Consider the following 17,340-nt stretch of genomic DNA (forward strand, 5'->3'; position numbering starts at 1 on the left):
CTGTTTTAGCGGCTACTGGTCTGTCTGGTAATGTGAGTGAATTTTTTTCTCCAAACACAAAAGACCTGGAATCATTATCAGACAAAATGCTGGTTATTAAATTGGCTGTATTAGGAGAAATAATTTTTTCGCTTGAAAGATTGGCATCTTTCTTTTCTTCCAATATATTTTTATTATTATCTTCTATTTTTAAAATAGAAATAATCGTGGCTTTTTTCCCATGATTAGCAAAGACTGCCAAAGCAGACACGTGTTCTAATAATTTAACTTCGCCTCCTCCCAGAACTAGTGACAGGCCATATCTTTTTCTGTCATCAAGAGTTGTATAGCCCATTTTTTGAGCAAGAGTTAAAACACTGTCCATGCCAGTTAAATAAATAGTTTTTACGCCAGGCACATTCAATGAGCCAGCCAGTGCTTTTCTAATGCTAACAGGTCCAAAATATTCTTCATTATAATTTTTTGGAATATAATCTATTTTGTCTGGCCCTGCTGGACCAAAATTAGTTTCAACATCAAACAGGATTGTTTCAGGGGTATATCCCTTGCTAAACGCAGCAGCATAGACAATTGGTTTAAAAGATGAACCTGGTTGACGATTGCTGATTGTTACATTAACTTGTCCGTCAATTTCTTTGTCAAAAAAATTTTTAGAGCCAACCATGGCTAGTATTTCTCCTGTTTGAACATCAAGACAAATCAAGGCAGCATTACTGGCATTATATTTTTTTTGGTTAATTTCAGCGTATTTAGCAATTGCTTGTTCGGCAATTGTTTGTTTGGCAATATCTATGGTTGTTATTATTTTTAAACCACCTTGTTCTATCTGTTTGGCTCCATATTTTTCAGTAAGTTTATCTTTAATATACATTACAAAATGAGGAGCTATAATGTTGGCGTGCTTTGGTGATATTTTTTCAAGTGTATTGATTTTCTTGGCGCTAACTTGTTGTTGCTTGGTAATGTATCCTAATTCTTTCATTGCATTTAGAATGTAATTCCTTCTATTTATTAGTTCATCTTGATAATTTCCGTGAGGAGAGTAATGAGTGGGTGCTTTTGGTAGCGATGCCAACAAGGCCGCTTCATCAAGAGTAATGTCTCTAACTGTTTTTGAAAAATAAATTTGACTAGCTGCTTCTGCTCCATAGGCATTTGAGCCATAGGGAATTTCATTAAAATACATTTGAAGAATTTCTTGCTTAGAAAACTTTTTTTCTATTTGATATGCTAGTAAAATTTCAGTTATTTTTCTTTTATATGTTTTTTGGGTTGTTAAAAAAGCATTTTTTATAAATTGTTGTGTAAGAGTTGACCCTCCTTGCACTTTTCCTCCCTGAATAATGTCAACAATAATTGCTCTTAGAATTGCCTTTAAATCAAATCCAGGATGAGTAAAAAAATCCTTATCTTCGGCAACCAAAGTAGCCTGAATTAAATTTTTTGGTATTTCAGTCAGGTTAACCATTGTTCTTCTTTGTTCTGCAAAGATTTCATAAAGAATAACCTTTCCTGTACGGTCGTATATTTTTGTTGTTTGAGCAAGGTCTCTTTCTAAAAGTTTTTCAGGAGATGGGAGAGTATAATTTAGCCAACTTATTGTTGCGACAATTAATGAGCTGCCAATAAAAAACAAAACAATTCCTAGAATTATTATTTTTTTAAATAAACCGGGCTTTGCTTGTTTTATTCGGCGGCTAGAAAATCTTGATTTTGATTTTTTTTGCCAAGATTTTTTAGGCTGATGATGTGTTCTGGCTTGGGCTTTCTTTTTAATTTTGGTTGTCTTCCATTTCTTTTCCATAAAAATAACTATAACATATATATTTTTTGTTGTCTTTTTTTATTTTAAGTGTTAATATCTAAGTATTAACATTTATGTAAAATAATAATATAATATATTTATGTTTTTAAAGAAAAATAAACCCAAGGGAACAATTATTTTATTGATTTTAATATTTTTATTGGTTTCAGGAATAGGGTGCAAGGGAGCACCAAAAGAATTACAAGAGAAAATTAAACCAATTAATTTAGTTTATTGGAGAGTTGATGATGGACAAGACTCTTTTTCTTATATTATAAATGAATTTAAAAAATTATATCCTCATATTTCAATTACTTATAAGCTTATTAGAGCGGAAGAATATGAACAAGCATTGTTAGAGGCCTGGGCAGAAGATAGGGGTCCGGACATTTTTTCAATACCAAACACTTGGTTGGGAAAATATAAAACAAAAATCTCATTATTGTCAATGAACACAGATTTTTCAATGGCTAAAACAATAATTGTTGGCTCAATTAAAAAAGAAAAGAAAATAATAGAGCAAAAAATAAAAACACCAACCTTAAGGGGATTAAGAGAAACATTTGTCGAAGTAGTTCCAAAAGATATTGTGGTTGATAATAACAAGATTTATGGCCTGCCTCTTTCTTTGGATATTTTAACAATGTATTATAATCGTAATTTTTTAAATAATAAAGGCATTGTCAATCCGCCCAAAAATTGGGACGAGTTTGTATCTCAAACAAAAGCAATTACTCTACAAGATCGTTATGGTAATTTTGTTCAATCAGGAGCGGCTATTGGCACGTCAAAAAATATAAAATACATGCCTGATATTATCTCTTTACTAATGATGCAAAGTGGGACAAACATGTCAAATGACAACAGAGCTTTGTTTGATAAAGAATCAATGGATGATTCTGATTATTATCCAGGCCAAGAAGCATTACAGTTTTATGTTAATTTTGCTAGTCCATCAAACGGAAGCTATACTTGGAACAAGGACATGCCCAGTGATTTAGATGCTTTTGTGGCTGGCAAAACAGGCTTTATTTTTGGTTATTCAGATTATCTTTCGGCAATAAAAAAACAGGCCCCTAAATTAAATTTTGATATGGCAAAAGTTCCACAAATATCAGGTACATTAAAAGAGGTTAATTATGCTCGTTATTGGTTGGAGACGGTTTCAAAAAAATCAGAGCACACAGAAGAGGCATGGGCCTTTGTGCTTCATGCATCAAAGGATGCTAATGCAAAAACATTTTTAGAAAGAACTAAAAAACCAACTGCTCACAGAGCATTGATTGAATGGCAAATGGAGGATTTTGATTTACAACCTTTTGTAAAAGGCGTTTTAACTGCTCAAACTTGGTATAAGGGGAAGAATTATCTTTTGGTTAAGGAAGCATTTGAAGAAATGGTTGACAATGTATTATATAATGGAGAGACAATAAAAAAAGCAATTGAGTATGCTGTTAAAAGAATTAATTTAACATATTAGAATATGTTTAAAAAAATATTATTTTTATTTTTAATTTCATTTTTATTGCTTGGAGGTATTAACATATCAAAGGCAAGCATATCAAGGACTATTGGGCGTGGATTGACTTCGTCTTGCCAAGTAACAGCGTCAGATAATATTTATAATTGTCAGTGTCAAGGAGGTGGCTCAAACCTTGCAAATGAGGTTAATGATTGCCATGTTGGTGGAATTATTTCTCATCCAGTATGTGCTTGTTGTGGGGATTGTCAATTGAGTGATTTTATTGGAATTGGCATTAATTTAGCTAATATTATATTAAAATATACAGGAGTTTTTGCATTACTTATGTTTGTTTTAGGAGGTCTTAGATGGATGACTTCAGGGGGGGTGCCAGATAAAGTACAAACAGGAAAAAAAATTATTACTGGTGCTTTAATTGGTATAGTGATTATAATGTCTTCTTCTCTAATTATAAGAACAATAGAAAAATCTCTTGGAACAGATATTATTTTATCAGACGGGCCATTAAAAGGCCCCTTGATGGGAGATGGGGAAGAGCAAGGAGATGGGGAAGAGCAGGGAGATGAGGGGGATGATGACCCATCTACATGGGAGCCATGCCCACCACCTGGCCCAAATATGAATGCTCAATGGTGTTATGACGATGATTCAGATGGATGTAATTGGCCAGGAGGCACAGCAGATAATCCAAAAGGATGTCAGGACTATAATGTGTATCAATTAAAAAATGCACTTAATTTGCTTGGTTGTGGATGTGAAGGCAGTAATAATTATTATAACCAACAAGCAAGGAGTTGCGTTTTAGCATTTCAAAATGCACAGGGATGGGGGGGAGCAGATGGATGGGTGGGTAATGCTACCTGGCAAAGATGTTGTGGAGATGAATCTACTAATGCAATATCTTGTTCAAATTAATTTTTTATAAATATGTTTAAATCAAAAAAAATATTATTTACAGGAGTGATAACCTTGGCTATTTTGGCTATTACGGGAATTGTTTTTGCTCAAACACAAGAACTAACAGATCCTTTGGGAGGAAAAGAAATTCCCGAGATAGTTAATAATATCATTAAATCAGTAATGGGAATAATAGGGGTATTGGCCTTGGTTATGTTTATTTATGGTGGACTTTTGTGGATGACTTCAGGTGGTAATCCAGAAAAAATTAAGAAAGGTAGGGGAGCAATTGTTTGGGCTGTTTTAGGAATGGCTTTTATTTTCTTTAGTTATGCAGCACTTGCTTTTATTTTAGGTGTATTAATGGAGTGATTTGATTAATTTCGTGCCTGTTGAAATCTTCTTACCATCCGTGCTTTATGCGTAAGAGAGATTATTGATTACTGCTTATGTGTTTTTATATTTTAGTATTTGACAGATTTTTTGTCTATTGATATAAATAATAATAATTAAGGTCGTTTAATTTATTAATTTTATTTTTGTTAAAAAGCAAAAATAAAAAAGAGGATTTTAAAATGAAAAAAATTCCATTGTTAATTAGTTTAATAGCAATGCTTGGTTTTTTATTCTTACCAGCACTTGTATCAGCTCAAAATTTAGGAAATGATTATTTGACAAATTTTGGAAACGCAGCTGGATTTGGAACCGCTGACTTAACAACAGTTATTGGAAATGTTATCAAAATTGTTTTAAGTTTAATGGGAATGATTGCTGCCATCTTTTTGATTGTAGGTGGATTTATGTGGATGACTTCAGCTGGTAATGAAGATAAAATCAAAAAAGCCAAAGGCATTATGGGTGCTGCTGTCACTGGCATAGTAATTGTTTTAGTTGCTTATGCAGCTGCTTCCTTTATTATCAATCAATTGGCCACAGTGACCACGGCATAAAGCAGATAAAATAGTGCTTATGAGAAACACAAGCAAAAGTGTTAGTTTAATTTTATTATTATCTTGTTGTTTATTTGCCTTACCCGTATTAGCTCAACCAGATCTTGGGTTGGAAGACCTAGGGCAAGTTAAAAGCGTAGCTGAAATTGGGAACGCTGACTTAATAACAGTTATTGGAAATGTTATCAAAATTGTTTTAAGTTTAATGGGAATGATTGCTGTTATATTTTTGATTGTAGGTGGATTTATGTGGATGACTTCAGCTGGTAATGAAGAAAAAATTAAAAAAGCAAAAGGATTGATGGGAGCCTCTGTCATTGGTATAGTAATTATTTTAATTGCTTATGCGGCTGCTAAATTTATCATCATTCAATTAAGCACAGTCACAGTAGCGAGCTAACAAGTATTATATTTTGTTTATGAATAAATTGAATCAAAACATTAATTGGTTAGTTGTTTTATTGGCATTGCTCATTTTAATTCAACCAGTTTTAGCACAAGGAGACATAAATCCATTAACGGCATTAGAAGAAGCACAGGAGGGAACAGGGCTTACAAACAAGTCTCCTAGCGAGATAGTAGGGGGATTGATTAAAGCGGTCTTGAAATTAATGTCACTGATTTTATTGGTGTTTTTTATAATAGGTGGATTTATGTGGATGACTTCAGCTGGCAATGAAGATAAAATCAAAAAAGCCAAAGGCATGATAGGAGCTGCTGTAATTGGATTGGTAATTGTTCTTTTATCATATGCTGCTACTGAATTTGTTATTAAACAATTAATGGAGGTTTCAACTCCTCCAACCTCATAAATTATTTATAGAATATAAAAATCTGGCTTATATATATGCAAGCCAGATTTTTGTTAATATTTAATTTAATAACTCTTTTATAATTTTTAGGTTAGTAGGTTGATTATCTCCAATTGTTTGGGGATTTTTTTCTAAAGGGTCTTTAGTTAAGTTATAAAGTAATATTTTTTGACTAGTGGCATTGTATTGGTGTTTTAGATTTTCTTTAATAAGGTTTAAATATTTATCAGAAAATGGTTGGATTAAAATCATAGTTGAATTGTTGATGGTTTTATCATTTATTTCGCTGACAAAAGAAGAGCTAAAATTATTAGCTGGATAATCAATCTTAAAGAGGTCCATAATACTTGGTATTAAATCCATCTGGCTATATTTTGTGTTAATTATTTTATTTTTAGTTTGATGGTGATTGCCAAAGATTACTATCATGGAACTCAAGAAGTTTTCTTCAAAAGAATTTTTTTTATTAAAAACATTATTTTTGTGTATTTCAGCTGGCCAACCATGGTCGCTTAATATAAATAAAGTGTAGTTTTTGTTAGGGAAAACATCATTTATTTTGGTTAAAGCAATTTTTAAATATTTATCTTGTAAAAAAGTTGTATTGATTAATTTTTCTTGATGTTTTTTTGGAAGTTTATATGGTACTTTATTTTTTAAATTAGATGGAGTTAAAAATGGCCAATGATTTGTTGGCCCTATTTCTATAAAAAGAAAATTTTTATTTGGTTGTTTATTTTTTTTGAAAAAATCAAACATTCTTTCAAAAAAAATATCTTCTCGATACCCCCATAAATATTTGGGGTCTTTTTCTTTCATAATATCATCGGCATGAACTTCATCAAATTGCAGGTTTTTCATAAATAGTCCTGTTTTGGCAAAATTTAGATTGTAGGTTTTAAAGAAAAACGTTTTATATTTTAAGTGCTTGAATATTTCGGGCAGACATATTATTTTTTTGTCTTCTTTGCTCGTGGATAGGTTTGAGTAAAACGAAACAGGCAGAGAACATAGCAGTGCTTCTTGGCCAAAAATAGTTTCAACGCTATTACTATAAAATTTTGGGAACAATATTCCTTGTTTGGCAATAGCAAGCCAATTAGGAGTATTCTGCTCGTTTATTAAAAAACTGTTTAAGCTTTCTAGTTGTAGAATAATAATATTATCAAGATAGCTGGGAAGGTTTTTGGTGTCTATATTTTGTGCTTGTGTTATTATGTTTGCCTTGTTTTGAATAAGAGTTTGAATTAATTGTTGGCGAGTATTTTCTTCATAATAATTTATTATGTTATCTTTTTTATAAATGTTATTTATAAAATAAAATAATTCATTGTTATATTTACTTGGTAGCCACCAAGGAATAACAATAATTAAGCATAAAATTAAATATATTTTTTGTTTGTTTATTTTTTTTTGAAAATTATAAAATGCTTTAGAATTTATTATTGAAATAATCAATAATAATATTATTAACCAAGTATAATAAAACAAGATACTGTTGATGTCTTGGATGTTTCTGCTCAAAAAAGAAAAGCTAAGTTTTGTTTGAGTTAATATTAAAAATGTTATTAAAATTAAATAAAAAAAATAAATTATATTAGAAAAAATAAAAGCAATTAGTTTGTTTATTTTTTTTAAAAAAAATAAACAAACAATAATAAAAGCTATTATTTGAATGAATTTAAATAATTCTATGGCTGGTTGGGATGAATATAAAGACAAAATTATTAAAACAAAAAAATTACTAACATAACAGAAAGTAAATAGAAATAATTCAATTTTAGTTTGTTTGATTTCCACTTATCTTTAATTGATTTTGTAAATCATGGCTTGATAATCTTCAAATACTTTTTTCAAGGAATTATCTTTCTTGAGCCAGTCAGCAAATTTTTTATTTTTTTTATTGACCAAAATGTAATCTGTTTTAAAAGCTTGCTTGATTGTTTGTCCTGTTTTATTTGGGGCTATTTTTAGGCCTATAATTTTTTCCCATTGTTTATATGTTTTATCATTAAATTCATACATAAATGTTTGGTCTAGTCCGTTAATATAATAATTTTGATGATTAAAGTAAAATAATTCAGGAAAGTCGTCCCATCTATTATGAAATATAACTTCTTTTGGCAGGGTATTTTTGATTAGCCAATTACTAACCGCTTGTAAATGATTTAAGGGAATGCTTTTGTTTTTATAATTATCGTGTAATTTATTTATACTGTTATTAAAGTAAAAAATGCTTAACCAAATTGACACAAAGCTTATAATAGATATTAGTAAAAAATAAAATATTCCTTGGTCAGAATAAAAAATTGATTTTAATTGATTTGTTATTTTTTGCCAGGATATTTTTTTAATTATTTGAGTAAAGATAACAGCATTAAAAAATATCATAAAAGGAACCAAGTATTCTATATTTCTCCTACTTTTTAGAGTATAAGCAAGAAAAAACATTGTTAATAAAAGAAAAAACCAATGTTTTTTCTTTTGTTGTTTGATTGTGAAAATAAACCAAGCCATGGAAATTAGCCATAAAATTAAAAGAGGGAAAAGGCTAATCATAAAGTTGTTTATTTCGGGAGAATACCATTCATTGCCGACTGGAATTTTGGAAGAATAATTAAGAACCGCTATTTTAAATGTTTGAAACCAATAAAATGGAAATGTTTTTGGAAAATAAGGATTGATTATCATGCCAGCCAGTAATCCAGTCAGACAACTAAAACCAAGTTTAATATTTGGCGCTTTAAATAAAGATTTAAGAGCAATTTTAAAAGACACAAAAGACATGGTTGCTTGTTTGGATATTTTTTCAAATAAACTAGCTAGAGAATATAAAATTACAATTATTAAAATTAATGGCCAAGCACCATATGTCCATACATATAAAAAAGATAAGCAAAATAAAAGAAAATATCTTTTTTTAAGAATAGCAAAAATACCCATAATCAAGATTATGATTGAAAGAGCAGGAGCTCTAGTTAAGGATAGGCGATATAAAAACCATGATATAAAAAATCCAATACTTGTCCAAAAAAATGGGATTTTTGCTTTTATTTTTTTTAAAAACCAAAAAATAAACAAAAAACAAAGAGCACCAAAAAAAGCTGTAGCAAGCTTTGTCTTGATCAAGGGCTCTATTTCCATTGCCAGTGGGTCAAGGTTGCTTGGAGAAGGGATGTTAATGAAAGGAACTAGCAATAGATGGTAAAAAAAATGGTGGTCAACAAATAAGTTTTTATAGGTTGTGAATTGAAGCCAGGGAAAATCCTGTATAATGCCCTGTTGTTTCATCATTAGGGCCATTTTTGTGTGGTAGAAGCTATCTGGTCCAATAATTCCAGGAGGAGTTAGAACATATAAGAAAATAATAAAACTAATGCTAAAAACTAAAAAATAGCTCAACCAAGGCCATTGTTTTATTCTTAAATTAATTTTTTTTATCATATATTGATAACTCAATAATTATTACTGTGCTTGCCAAAGCTTTGTGCAGAGAAAGGATAATTGATTATTTTTTGAACTCTTCTATGATTTTTACTGGAGATGGGTCTATTTGGTTAAGAATTGATAAATAAAAACTTGTCCAATCAATTAACAAAATAGAGCATAGTAAATTGCCTAAAAGGTTATCACTAAAATCAGGAATTATTTCATATCTTATTTCTTGCTTGGTAATTATTTTTTTGAATTTCTTTAAAGATTCTTTTTTAATTGAATTAGCCCAAATTAAAAATATAATTTCATCTTTCATTCTCCTTGGCTGATTACTAGTTATTGAATTATGAAAAATTTCTGGAGCATTTTCAAAAAAACAAAACATTTTGCTGTTTTCTGCTATTTGTGTCTTCATTCTTCTAGCTAGGGCAGATACTTCTTCGCTTGAAATGATTACAGGTAAATGATCAAAAATACAATAGGCAAGATGTTTGGCCATATTTTTTTCAGTTGGTATTTTTATTGAAAGGGATTTATTAAAAATTGTTAGTTTAGTTAATTCTTTAGTTATATTAAGGTCTAAATTATTTATTATTTTTAATTTTTTTAGAACAGATAAAATAGGCATAAACAAATAAGGCAAAGCTGTTCTAGGCAATAATTCGGGTTTTATTTTGAAAATATCAATTTTTTTTTCGCTGGCTAATTCTTTAAGATAACCATTATGAGTTATTATAAATATATTTGTTTTTTGTTTAAAAGCTTGTTTTGCACAGGCTATTGTTTCGGCCGTGTTGCCAGAATAACTATTGATAAAAATTAAGTCATTAGGCCCGACAGATTTAGGAATATTAAAGGAGCGATTTATTATGATTGTTTGTTTGATTTTTGATTTTAATAAGTTATTTATTAATTCACCTCCAATCCCAGAACCGCCCATTCCACATATAAAAATATTTTTAAAATTTTTCTTTTTATATGATATTTTAATTTTTTTAGACAAATTATAGGCATCCAGCCAAGTTGCAGGCATTTTAATTAAGTCATTAATCATATTTGATTTGTCTATTTGCTTTATTTTTTTTAAGTCGTCAATAATTGTCATGCAATAACTATATCAAATTTTTCTATTTTTAGACAATAGACAAGCAGTTATTTTTTTGCTACCATACAGGCAGATAATAAAATAAGTAATAATTATGAGTGGACATTCTAAGTGGCATAAAATAAAACACGCCAAAGGAGCTAGTGATGCAAAAAAAGGTGTATTGTTTACAAAATTAGGCAATGCTATTACTGTGGCAGCCAGAGAAGGAGGTGGGGACACAGAGGCTAACTTTAAGTTAAGGTTAACCATTGAAACAGCTAAAAAAGCAAATGTGCCTAATAAAAATATTGAGAGAGCTATTAAAAGAGGAACAGGAGATACTGGCGATAAACAAATAGAAGAAGTAATTTATGAGGCCTTTGGTCCAGCCGGAGTAAAGATAATAATTCAAGCCCTAACTGACAATAGAAACAGAACTATAAATAGTTTAAGAACAATTTTTAAAAAATACAAAGGAGGCATGGGAGAACCAAATACAGTACGATGGATGTTTGAACAAAAGGGAGTTATTAGAGTTGATAAGGATAAGATAAAAAACATGGACGAGGTTGAATTAATGGCCATTGACTTAGATGTTCAAGACATAGCTAAACAAGAAGATGAAGTTATTTTTTATACTAGTTCTGGGGATTTAGAAAAAATTAAAAAAGAATTAGAACAAAAAGCAGAAATAGGAGATGCTAGAATAGAGTTTGTGGCCAAGGACTTAATTAAAATTGATAAATCAATCCAATTAAAAATTGATTCCCTTTTAGCAGAAATAGAAGATGACCCAGACATAAGTGATTGTTACACTAATATAGAATAATATATGATTATACTTGGAATTGACCCAGGCATAGCCACGACAGGATATGGTCTGATTAATTTTTCCGAAGACAATAAGCTTGCTTTGGTTGATTATGGAACGATCAAGACGCCTTCTAAAAAGGAATTTCCATTAAGATTACTTGATATATATAATGAATTAGAAGGGATAATAAAAAAATACAATCCTGACAAGATAGGAATAGAAAATATATATTTTGCTAAAAATGTTAAAACAGCTATAAATGTTGGGCAAGCAAGAGGGGTGCTTATCTTGGTTTCAGCTAGAACAAAGGCAGAAATTTTAGAGATTACTCCATTACAAGTAAAGCAAGGAATTACGGGATATGGCCAAGCATCTAAACAGCAAGTTCAGAAAATGGTCAAATTGGTTCTTGGTTTGGACAAGGTTCCTAGACCAGATGATGCAGCCGATGCTTTGGCGATTGCAATTGTCTGTTCACAGAGAAAAACGTTCAATTAAAAGGTATGTATGGAAAAGAAATTAAATATTATTCATTTATCTTCTGAAATATCTCCGTATTCAAAAACAGGAGGCCTGGCAGATGTTACTAGGTCGTTGCCTAGATCATTAAAGCGACTAGGACATAATGTTGCAGTAATTACGCCATATTACGGCTTTATTAGAAGAAAAAAATGGAAGGTAATTAATTTAGAACAAAAAATATCAGTAAGTTTTGCTGGTATTATTTATAAATTTGGAATTAAAAAAATCATTTGTCCGGACAAATATCCGGTTTTTTTTATTTGTCAGAATAAATTATTTGAATCTGTTGGTAGTCGCAATGTGTATAACTATTCAGATAAAGCTTTAAAGTATTTACTATTTAGTTTAGCTAGCATTGAGTTAATAAAAGTATTAAAATTAAATCCAAACATTATTCATTGTCATGACTGGCACACTGGTTTGGTCCCAAATTATTTAAAATTAAAATATAACAAGGATTTGCTTTTTAAAAATATTCCTGTCATTTTTACAATTCATAATTTACTATATCAAGGACCTGAGGATTGGTGGAATACACCTTTAAATAAATTGGATAATGGCCAAGGAATCCCAGCAGAAGATGAGGAAGAAATAAAACATCTTAATTTTGTAAAAAGGGGAGTTATTTATTCTGACATTATAAATACTGTCAGCATGCGCTATGCTAAAGAAATTTTAACTCCTGAATTTGGTTGTAAGTTGGAGAAAGATTTACAAGCAAGAGAAAAAGATCTTTACGGGATTATAAATGGAGTTGATTACAATATCTTTAATCCTAAGTTTGATAAAAATATTTATGTTAATTATGGAGCTAATTCATTACAAAACAAAACAAGTAATAAATTATATTTGCAAAAAAAATATAAATTAAAAGTTGATCCAAGTATTCCCTTAATTGGCATGGCTAACAGATTAACAGAACAAAAAGGATTTAGGTTAATAGTTAAGATTTTGGATTATTTGTTAAAATCAGATATTCAGGTAGCTATTATTGGAAGCGGAGGAAGCAGATACAAGGGTATTTTTAAAAAACAAGCAGCCAAATATCCCAAAAAATTATTATTTATTACACCCTTTAAAGAAGATGTTGGTAGAAAGGTTTATGCTGCTTCTGATATTTATTTAATGCCATCAAGGTTTGAGCCCTGTGGAATATCTCAGTTAATAAGCTTAAGGTATGGGTCAATTCCAATTGTTCACGAAGTTGGTGGACTAATGGACACCATAGTTGATTATAATCCTGAGACAGGCAAGGGAAATGGTTTTGTTTTTAATTCATATACATCAAGAGATTTATTGTTTGCCATTGCCAGAGCTGTTGAAAATTACAAGCATAAAAAAGAGTGGAAAAAACTTGTTCGCGTTGCAATGAAGGAGTCCTATTCATGGAAAATCCCCGCACAAAAATATATTGGATTATATAGGAGGGCTATAAAACAAAGACATGAATTGGGTTAATTTATTACATATTTATCAGCCATTTTGGCAAACTAGAGAAATTTTAGATAAGGTTGTAGAACAATCATACAAAAAGATTTTGTTTGTTTTAGAAAATAATTCAAGTACAAAAGTTAATATAAATATTTGTGCTGGACTAACAGAACAATTGATTGTTAATGGATATGATGAGATTGTGGATAGATTAAAAAAATTAGCCATTAAGGGGCAAATTGAATTTGTTGATTCCGCTAAATATCATCCTATTTTGCCTCTTTTGCCAACCAAGGAAATTATTAGACAAATAAAACTTAATAATAGTTTTAATAAAAAATATTTTGGAAAAACATATAATCCAACAGGTTTTTTTCTCCCAGAATTAGCTTATAGTAAAAAAACAGCTAGAATTATCAAATCCTTGGGATATAAATGGATTATATTAGATGAAATTGCTTATAATAATAGTTTTGGAGAGGTTTGCTTTGACCAACAATATTTTTTAAGAGATTTTTTTGATAAACAACATCAACCTTTTAAAATAATTTTTAGAAACAGAGGTCTCAGTTTGTTATTTTTTCATAAATGGCTTGATTCAGTTGAGAAATTTTGGCAAGCAGTTAATCAAGACATTCGCTCAAGTGAGTTTTTGGTTACAGCTTTTGATGGAGAAAGTTTAGGGCATCATCAGGCAATTTTGATTGATGTTTGGGAAAATATTTTAAAAGATAATAGAATTAAAACTATCTTTTTTTCAGAATATTTAAAGCAATTGAATAATAAACAGGTAAACAAAATTGTTCCAATAAAATCTAGTTGGTCGACAGAAATTGATGATATAAAAAAAGATAGACCATATCCTTTGTGGGACAACAACCAAAACAAGTTACATCAACTGCAATGGAAAATTACTTATTTGGTTTTAAATATTGTTAAAAATTCAAGAGATAATCCAAACCATAAGCAAGCTAGGGACATGTTAGATAAGGCACTGCATTCTGACCAGTATTGGTGGGCATCTGCTAACCCTTGGTGGAGTAAAAGTCCAATCAAAAAAGGATTAAATCAGTTTGAAGAAATTATTAAATTATTAATATGAAATGGTCATTTTTTTTACATTTTTATCAACCATATAATCAACAAAAAGATATTTTAGAAAGAGTTGTTAACGAGAGTTATAGAAAAATTTTGTTAGGGTTGGCTAGAAATCCTAGCATGAAATTAAATCTCAATATAAATGCAGGGTTAACTGAGTTATTAGCTAAAAATGGTTATAATGATATAATTGAACAAATTAAAGATTGTGCTATTAAAGGACAAATTGAATTTGTTGGTTCAGCAAAATATCACCCCTTTTTGCCTCTTTTGCCGGTTAAAGAAATTAAAAGACAAATTGACATTAACACTAAAACAAATAAAAAATATTTTGGAAAAGTTTATAATCCAGTAGGATTTTTTTCTCCAGAAATGGCTTATAATACCAAGGTTGGCAAAGCAATTAGACAAGCAGGGTTTGATTGGGTTTTATTAGAAGAATTATCTGCTTTAGAGAAGCAAAAATTCCAAAAAATATATAAAATAAAAGATGTTAAAAATCTCAAGGTTGTTTTTAGGGACAAGAGGGCAAGTAATTTGATTTTGTCAGCAATTACTAGAAATATGGAATCTTTTATTAGTGAGTTTGGTCACGAAGAAATAAATAAAAATCGCTACCTTTTAACATTAATGGATGCAGAAACTTTTGGTCATCATCGACCAGGTTTAGAGAAATTCCTTTTTGAGATTTATGAAGATAAACAAATTAGCAAGGTTTTTATTTCTAAATTAATAAAAGAATTTTCTGTAAATGAAAAAATTAAAATTAGACCTAGTACTTGGTCTGCAGAAGAGCAAGATTTTTGGCTTAAAAAAGAAAAAAAACATTCTTTTAGTTTATGGTCTGACCCCAAAAATCCAATTCATAAGCTTCAGTGGGATTTTACTTATTTTGTGATAGAATTGGTAAATAAAGCTTCCAAAAAACAGAAGCATTACAAAAAAACAAGAATGTTATTAGACAAGGCATTGCATTCCGACCAGTATTGGTGGGCATCTGCTAGACCTTGGTGGTCTTTAGAAATGATAGAGCAAGGAGCATTTGATTTAAAAAAGGTGGTTTTATCAATTACAGCCATCCCTAAAAACAAGCAAGCAATAGCAGAAGATTATTATAATCAGATTTTAGGGTTGGCCTTTAAATGGCAAAGACAGGGGAAAATTCGCAATGCTTACAGAGAGGAATATAAAACATTAAAACAAAAATCTTTTAAGAAAAGAGTTTTGGCTGGTCAATTTAATTCAATGATTTTAGAATTTGAAGACGAGATGAACAAGGCAATTAAAAATAAGGAATTTGAAAAAGCGATTAAATGGAGGGATGCCATTTATAAATTAAAAGCAGATACAGACATATTTGATGTTTTACATGTTGTTGATGATTTGGCTAATCATAGAAACTTGCCATCATTAAAAGATTATTGGGAATATGATGTTCAAGATTTTTCAAAATTCGCAAAAGAGAATTTTGTTAGTTTTAATGAGAAAAAATTTCAAACCAAACAACCAAAACAACTTTTTGATGAAATAAAATTAGCATTTTTAAAAAAAGAAGAATCTCATCCCTTGGGCTTTTTTAGAGACAAGTATAATGTTTTTCATATTTGTGAGGTTCCATCTAATTATATCGAATATTATGTTGGTACAAAAATATGGGATGCAATGAGCTTGTTAAAGTTTAAAAAACACAAAAAATATCATAGTCAGGGGCAGTGTGATTATGAATATTTTAATAATAAACTTAAAATAACAATCAATGCTCAGAGTTTATTGAATAAATTTTTAATATTATTAAAACAAAGCGATATTAGTCAGGGTAAATATTTAAAAGTAGCTGTTTTATGTGAAAAAAATCAATATAAACCAATATTTTTTTCAAAAAATAAACAAAATCAACTGATTGCGATTGTTCCATATAAGTATTCATCCAAGGGAGTAGGCATAAAATATAAAATATTTAATTGGGTTTCCAAAAAATAATTATGATTTTTATTAAATTAAAAAATAAAATAAATATAAAGAAAACGATTAATAAAGAATATATGTTTTCTTTTTTTAAAGAAAATAAAAATAAATTTTTAAATAAGCAAGAAAAAATTTTAAAAATAAAAATTTATTTAAATAGAAATTTTATGGGCAAGTTTAGAAATATAAGCTTGGTTTATAAAATAACAACTAATAAGCGAAATATAAGAATTAGAGCTAGAGCACATAATAATAAAGATATTCCTTTTAGGGATTATAAATCAATAAAATGGTTAAGGGATAATAATATAAATAATGTTCCTATTCCCTTGTATTATGACAAATCATTAAATATATTTTTTTATAAAGAATCTCCAGGTCAATCTTTTGAACGATTATTTAATGATAAAAATCCTGAAATTTATTTAGATTTTTCTCTTAAAATAGCTGATTTTTTAAGGAAAATGCATAAAATTTCTAGAAAACCAGATTTTTTGCCTATAAAGACAAGAAAACAGGATATAAAAGAAAGGAGACATTGGTTTTTTTTAACAAAAAAATGCTGTCCAAAAGTTTATCCATTTTTTAGAAAGACATTAAAAGGCCTCTGGACAGTTAATCAAAAGAATTTAAAGTTTTTTGATAATAATGAGTTTAGATTTGTTCACGGAGATGTTCATTGGGGCAATGTGATTAAAAACAAAGATGATTTTAGTGTTATTGATTTTTGTTGGGGTTCATGGGCCCACCCATTAGAAGATGTTGCTTGTTTTTTAGCTCAAAATGATTCAATGTTTCGTTATTATATGAGTGACTTCTTGGGTTGGCGAAAGAAAATAAGAGATGTTTTTATAAAAAAATATTTTAAAAATAATTTAACCCATCAAGAGGAATTTTTGTTGACTTATTTTGAGATTCAAAAAATATTAGAGATGGCCGCCATTCATTGCTTTGTAGAAGGAAATAAGGACAATAAAATAAATGGAGCTAATACATTGATAACCAGGGCTAGTAAAAAATTAAAACAAATATTATAATACAT

The 17,340-nt window shown here is 29.4% G+C and carries 17 protein-coding genes; 13 read left to right on the forward strand and 4 right to left on the reverse strand.

Features of this window, described 5'->3' with window-relative positions:
* Window positions 1–1,804, reverse strand: a 1,804-nt coding sequence (locus ISS06_01205) for a transglycosylase domain-containing protein (protein MBL7053806.1), incomplete at its 3' end; no start/stop codon positions are given.
* A gap of 100 nt (window positions 1,805–1,904) precedes the next feature.
* On the opposite strand from ISS06_01205, the gene ISS06_01210 reads away from it, so the two are divergent.
* The 6 genes from ISS06_01210 to ISS06_01235 all read left to right on the forward strand — a co-directional run bounded on the left by ISS06_01210 (window position 1,905) and on the right by ISS06_01235 (window position 5,946).
* Window positions 1,905–3,284 carry an extracellular solute-binding protein gene (locus ISS06_01210; protein MBL7053807.1) on the forward strand — a complete coding sequence of 460 codons (1,380 nt, stop codon included), beginning with the start codon at window positions 1,905–1,907 and terminating at the stop codon, window positions 3,282–3,284.
* 3 nt (window positions 3,285–3,287) lie between these two features.
* The gene (locus tag ISS06_01215) at window positions 3,288–4,202 is read left to right on the forward strand and encodes a hypothetical protein (GenBank protein ID MBL7053808.1); all 915 of its coding nucleotides are present in this window, start codon (window positions 3,288–3,290) and stop codon (window positions 4,200–4,202) included.
* 12 nt (window positions 4,203–4,214) lie between these two features.
* A complete protein-coding gene (locus ISS06_01220; GenBank protein ID MBL7053809.1) occupies window positions 4,215–4,556 on the forward strand; it encodes a hypothetical protein in 342 nt (113 codons plus the stop codon).
* Between the two features lie 203 nt (window positions 4,557–4,759).
* Window positions 4,760–5,134, forward strand: coding sequence for a hypothetical protein (locus ISS06_01225; GenBank protein ID MBL7053810.1), 375 nt, complete (start codon window positions 4,760–4,762; stop codon window positions 5,132–5,134).
* Between the two features lie 19 nt (window positions 5,135–5,153).
* Entirely contained in the window at window positions 5,154–5,534 is a 381-nt protein-coding gene (locus ISS06_01230) for a hypothetical protein (protein MBL7053811.1), read from the forward strand.
* Between the two features lie 19 nt (window positions 5,535–5,553).
* Complete coding sequence (locus ISS06_01235) at window positions 5,554–5,946, forward strand: hypothetical protein (GenBank protein ID MBL7053812.1); 393 nt, start codon at window positions 5,554–5,556, stop codon at window positions 5,944–5,946.
* Window positions 5,947–6,006: 60 nt separating this feature from the next.
* On the opposite strand, the gene ISS06_01240 is transcribed toward ISS06_01235, so the two are convergent.
* Window positions 6,007–7,746: a sulfatase-like hydrolase/transferase gene (locus ISS06_01240; protein ID MBL7053813.1), complete on the reverse strand. Its 1,740-nt coding sequence runs from the start codon at window positions 7,744–7,746 to the stop codon at window positions 6,007–6,009.
* 6 nt (window positions 7,747–7,752) lie between these two features.
* Window positions 7,753–8,637, reverse strand: coding sequence for a hypothetical protein (locus ISS06_01245; GenBank protein MBL7053814.1), 885 nt, complete (start codon window positions 8,635–8,637; stop codon window positions 7,753–7,755).
* Between ISS06_01245 and ISS06_01250 the strand changes: the two genes are divergently transcribed.
* Window positions 8,636–9,154: a hypothetical protein gene (locus ISS06_01250; protein MBL7053815.1), complete on the forward strand. Its 519-nt coding sequence runs from the start codon at window positions 8,636–8,638 to the stop codon at window positions 9,152–9,154. The two genes, ISS06_01245 and ISS06_01250, sit on opposite strands and share 2 nt — an antisense overlap.
* A gap of 300 nt (window positions 9,155–9,454) precedes the next feature.
* Here the strand turns inward: ISS06_01250 and ISS06_01255 are convergent, their stop codons facing one another.
* The gene (locus ISS06_01255; protein ID MBL7053816.1) at window positions 9,455–10,486 is read right to left on the reverse strand and encodes a bifunctional phosphoglucose/phosphomannose isomerase; all 1,032 of its coding nucleotides are present in this window, start codon (window positions 10,484–10,486) and stop codon (window positions 9,455–9,457) included.
* Between the two features lie 94 nt (window positions 10,487–10,580).
* Between ISS06_01255 and ISS06_01260 the strand changes: the two genes are divergently transcribed.
* From ISS06_01260 to ISS06_01285, 6 genes are read left to right on the forward strand one after another with little or no spacing between them, the layout of a single operon-like run.
* Window positions 10,581–11,297: a YebC/PmpR family DNA-binding transcriptional regulator gene (locus ISS06_01260; protein ID MBL7053817.1), complete on the forward strand. Its 717-nt coding sequence runs from the start codon at window positions 10,581–10,583 to the stop codon at window positions 11,295–11,297.
* Window positions 11,298–11,300: 3 nt separating this feature from the next.
* Window positions 11,301–11,780: a crossover junction endodeoxyribonuclease RuvC gene (gene ruvC, locus ISS06_01265; GenBank protein MBL7053818.1), complete on the forward strand. Its 480-nt coding sequence runs from the start codon at window positions 11,301–11,303 to the stop codon at window positions 11,778–11,780.
* Window positions 11,781–11,789: 9 nt separating this feature from the next.
* Window positions 11,790–13,262 carry a glycogen synthase gene (locus ISS06_01270; protein MBL7053819.1) on the forward strand — a complete coding sequence of 491 codons (1,473 nt, stop codon included), beginning with the start codon at window positions 11,790–11,792 and terminating at the stop codon, window positions 13,260–13,262.
* Entirely contained in the window at window positions 13,249–14,337 is a 1,089-nt protein-coding gene (locus tag ISS06_01275) for a hypothetical protein (protein ID MBL7053820.1), read from the forward strand. Before ISS06_01270 ends, ISS06_01275 begins: the two co-directional genes overlap by 14 nt.
* The gene (locus ISS06_01280) at window positions 14,334–16,313 is read left to right on the forward strand and encodes a UvrB/UvrC motif-containing protein (GenBank protein MBL7053821.1); all 1,980 of its coding nucleotides are present in this window, start codon (window positions 14,334–14,336) and stop codon (window positions 16,311–16,313) included. Before ISS06_01275 ends, ISS06_01280 begins: the two co-directional genes overlap by 4 nt.
* 2 nt (window positions 16,314–16,315) lie before the next feature.
* On the forward strand, window positions 16,316–17,335 hold the full coding sequence (locus ISS06_01285; GenBank protein MBL7053822.1) for an aminoglycoside phosphotransferase family protein: 1,020 nt from the start codon (window positions 16,316–16,318) through the stop codon (window positions 17,333–17,335).
* The last annotated feature ends 5 nt before the right edge of the window (window positions 17,336–17,340 follow it).

This window comes from Patescibacteria group bacterium (assembly GCA_016784145.1).
In the GTDB taxonomy this organism is placed as follows: Bacteria; Patescibacteriota; Patescibacteriia; order UBA2591; family UBA6264; genus BS150m-G65.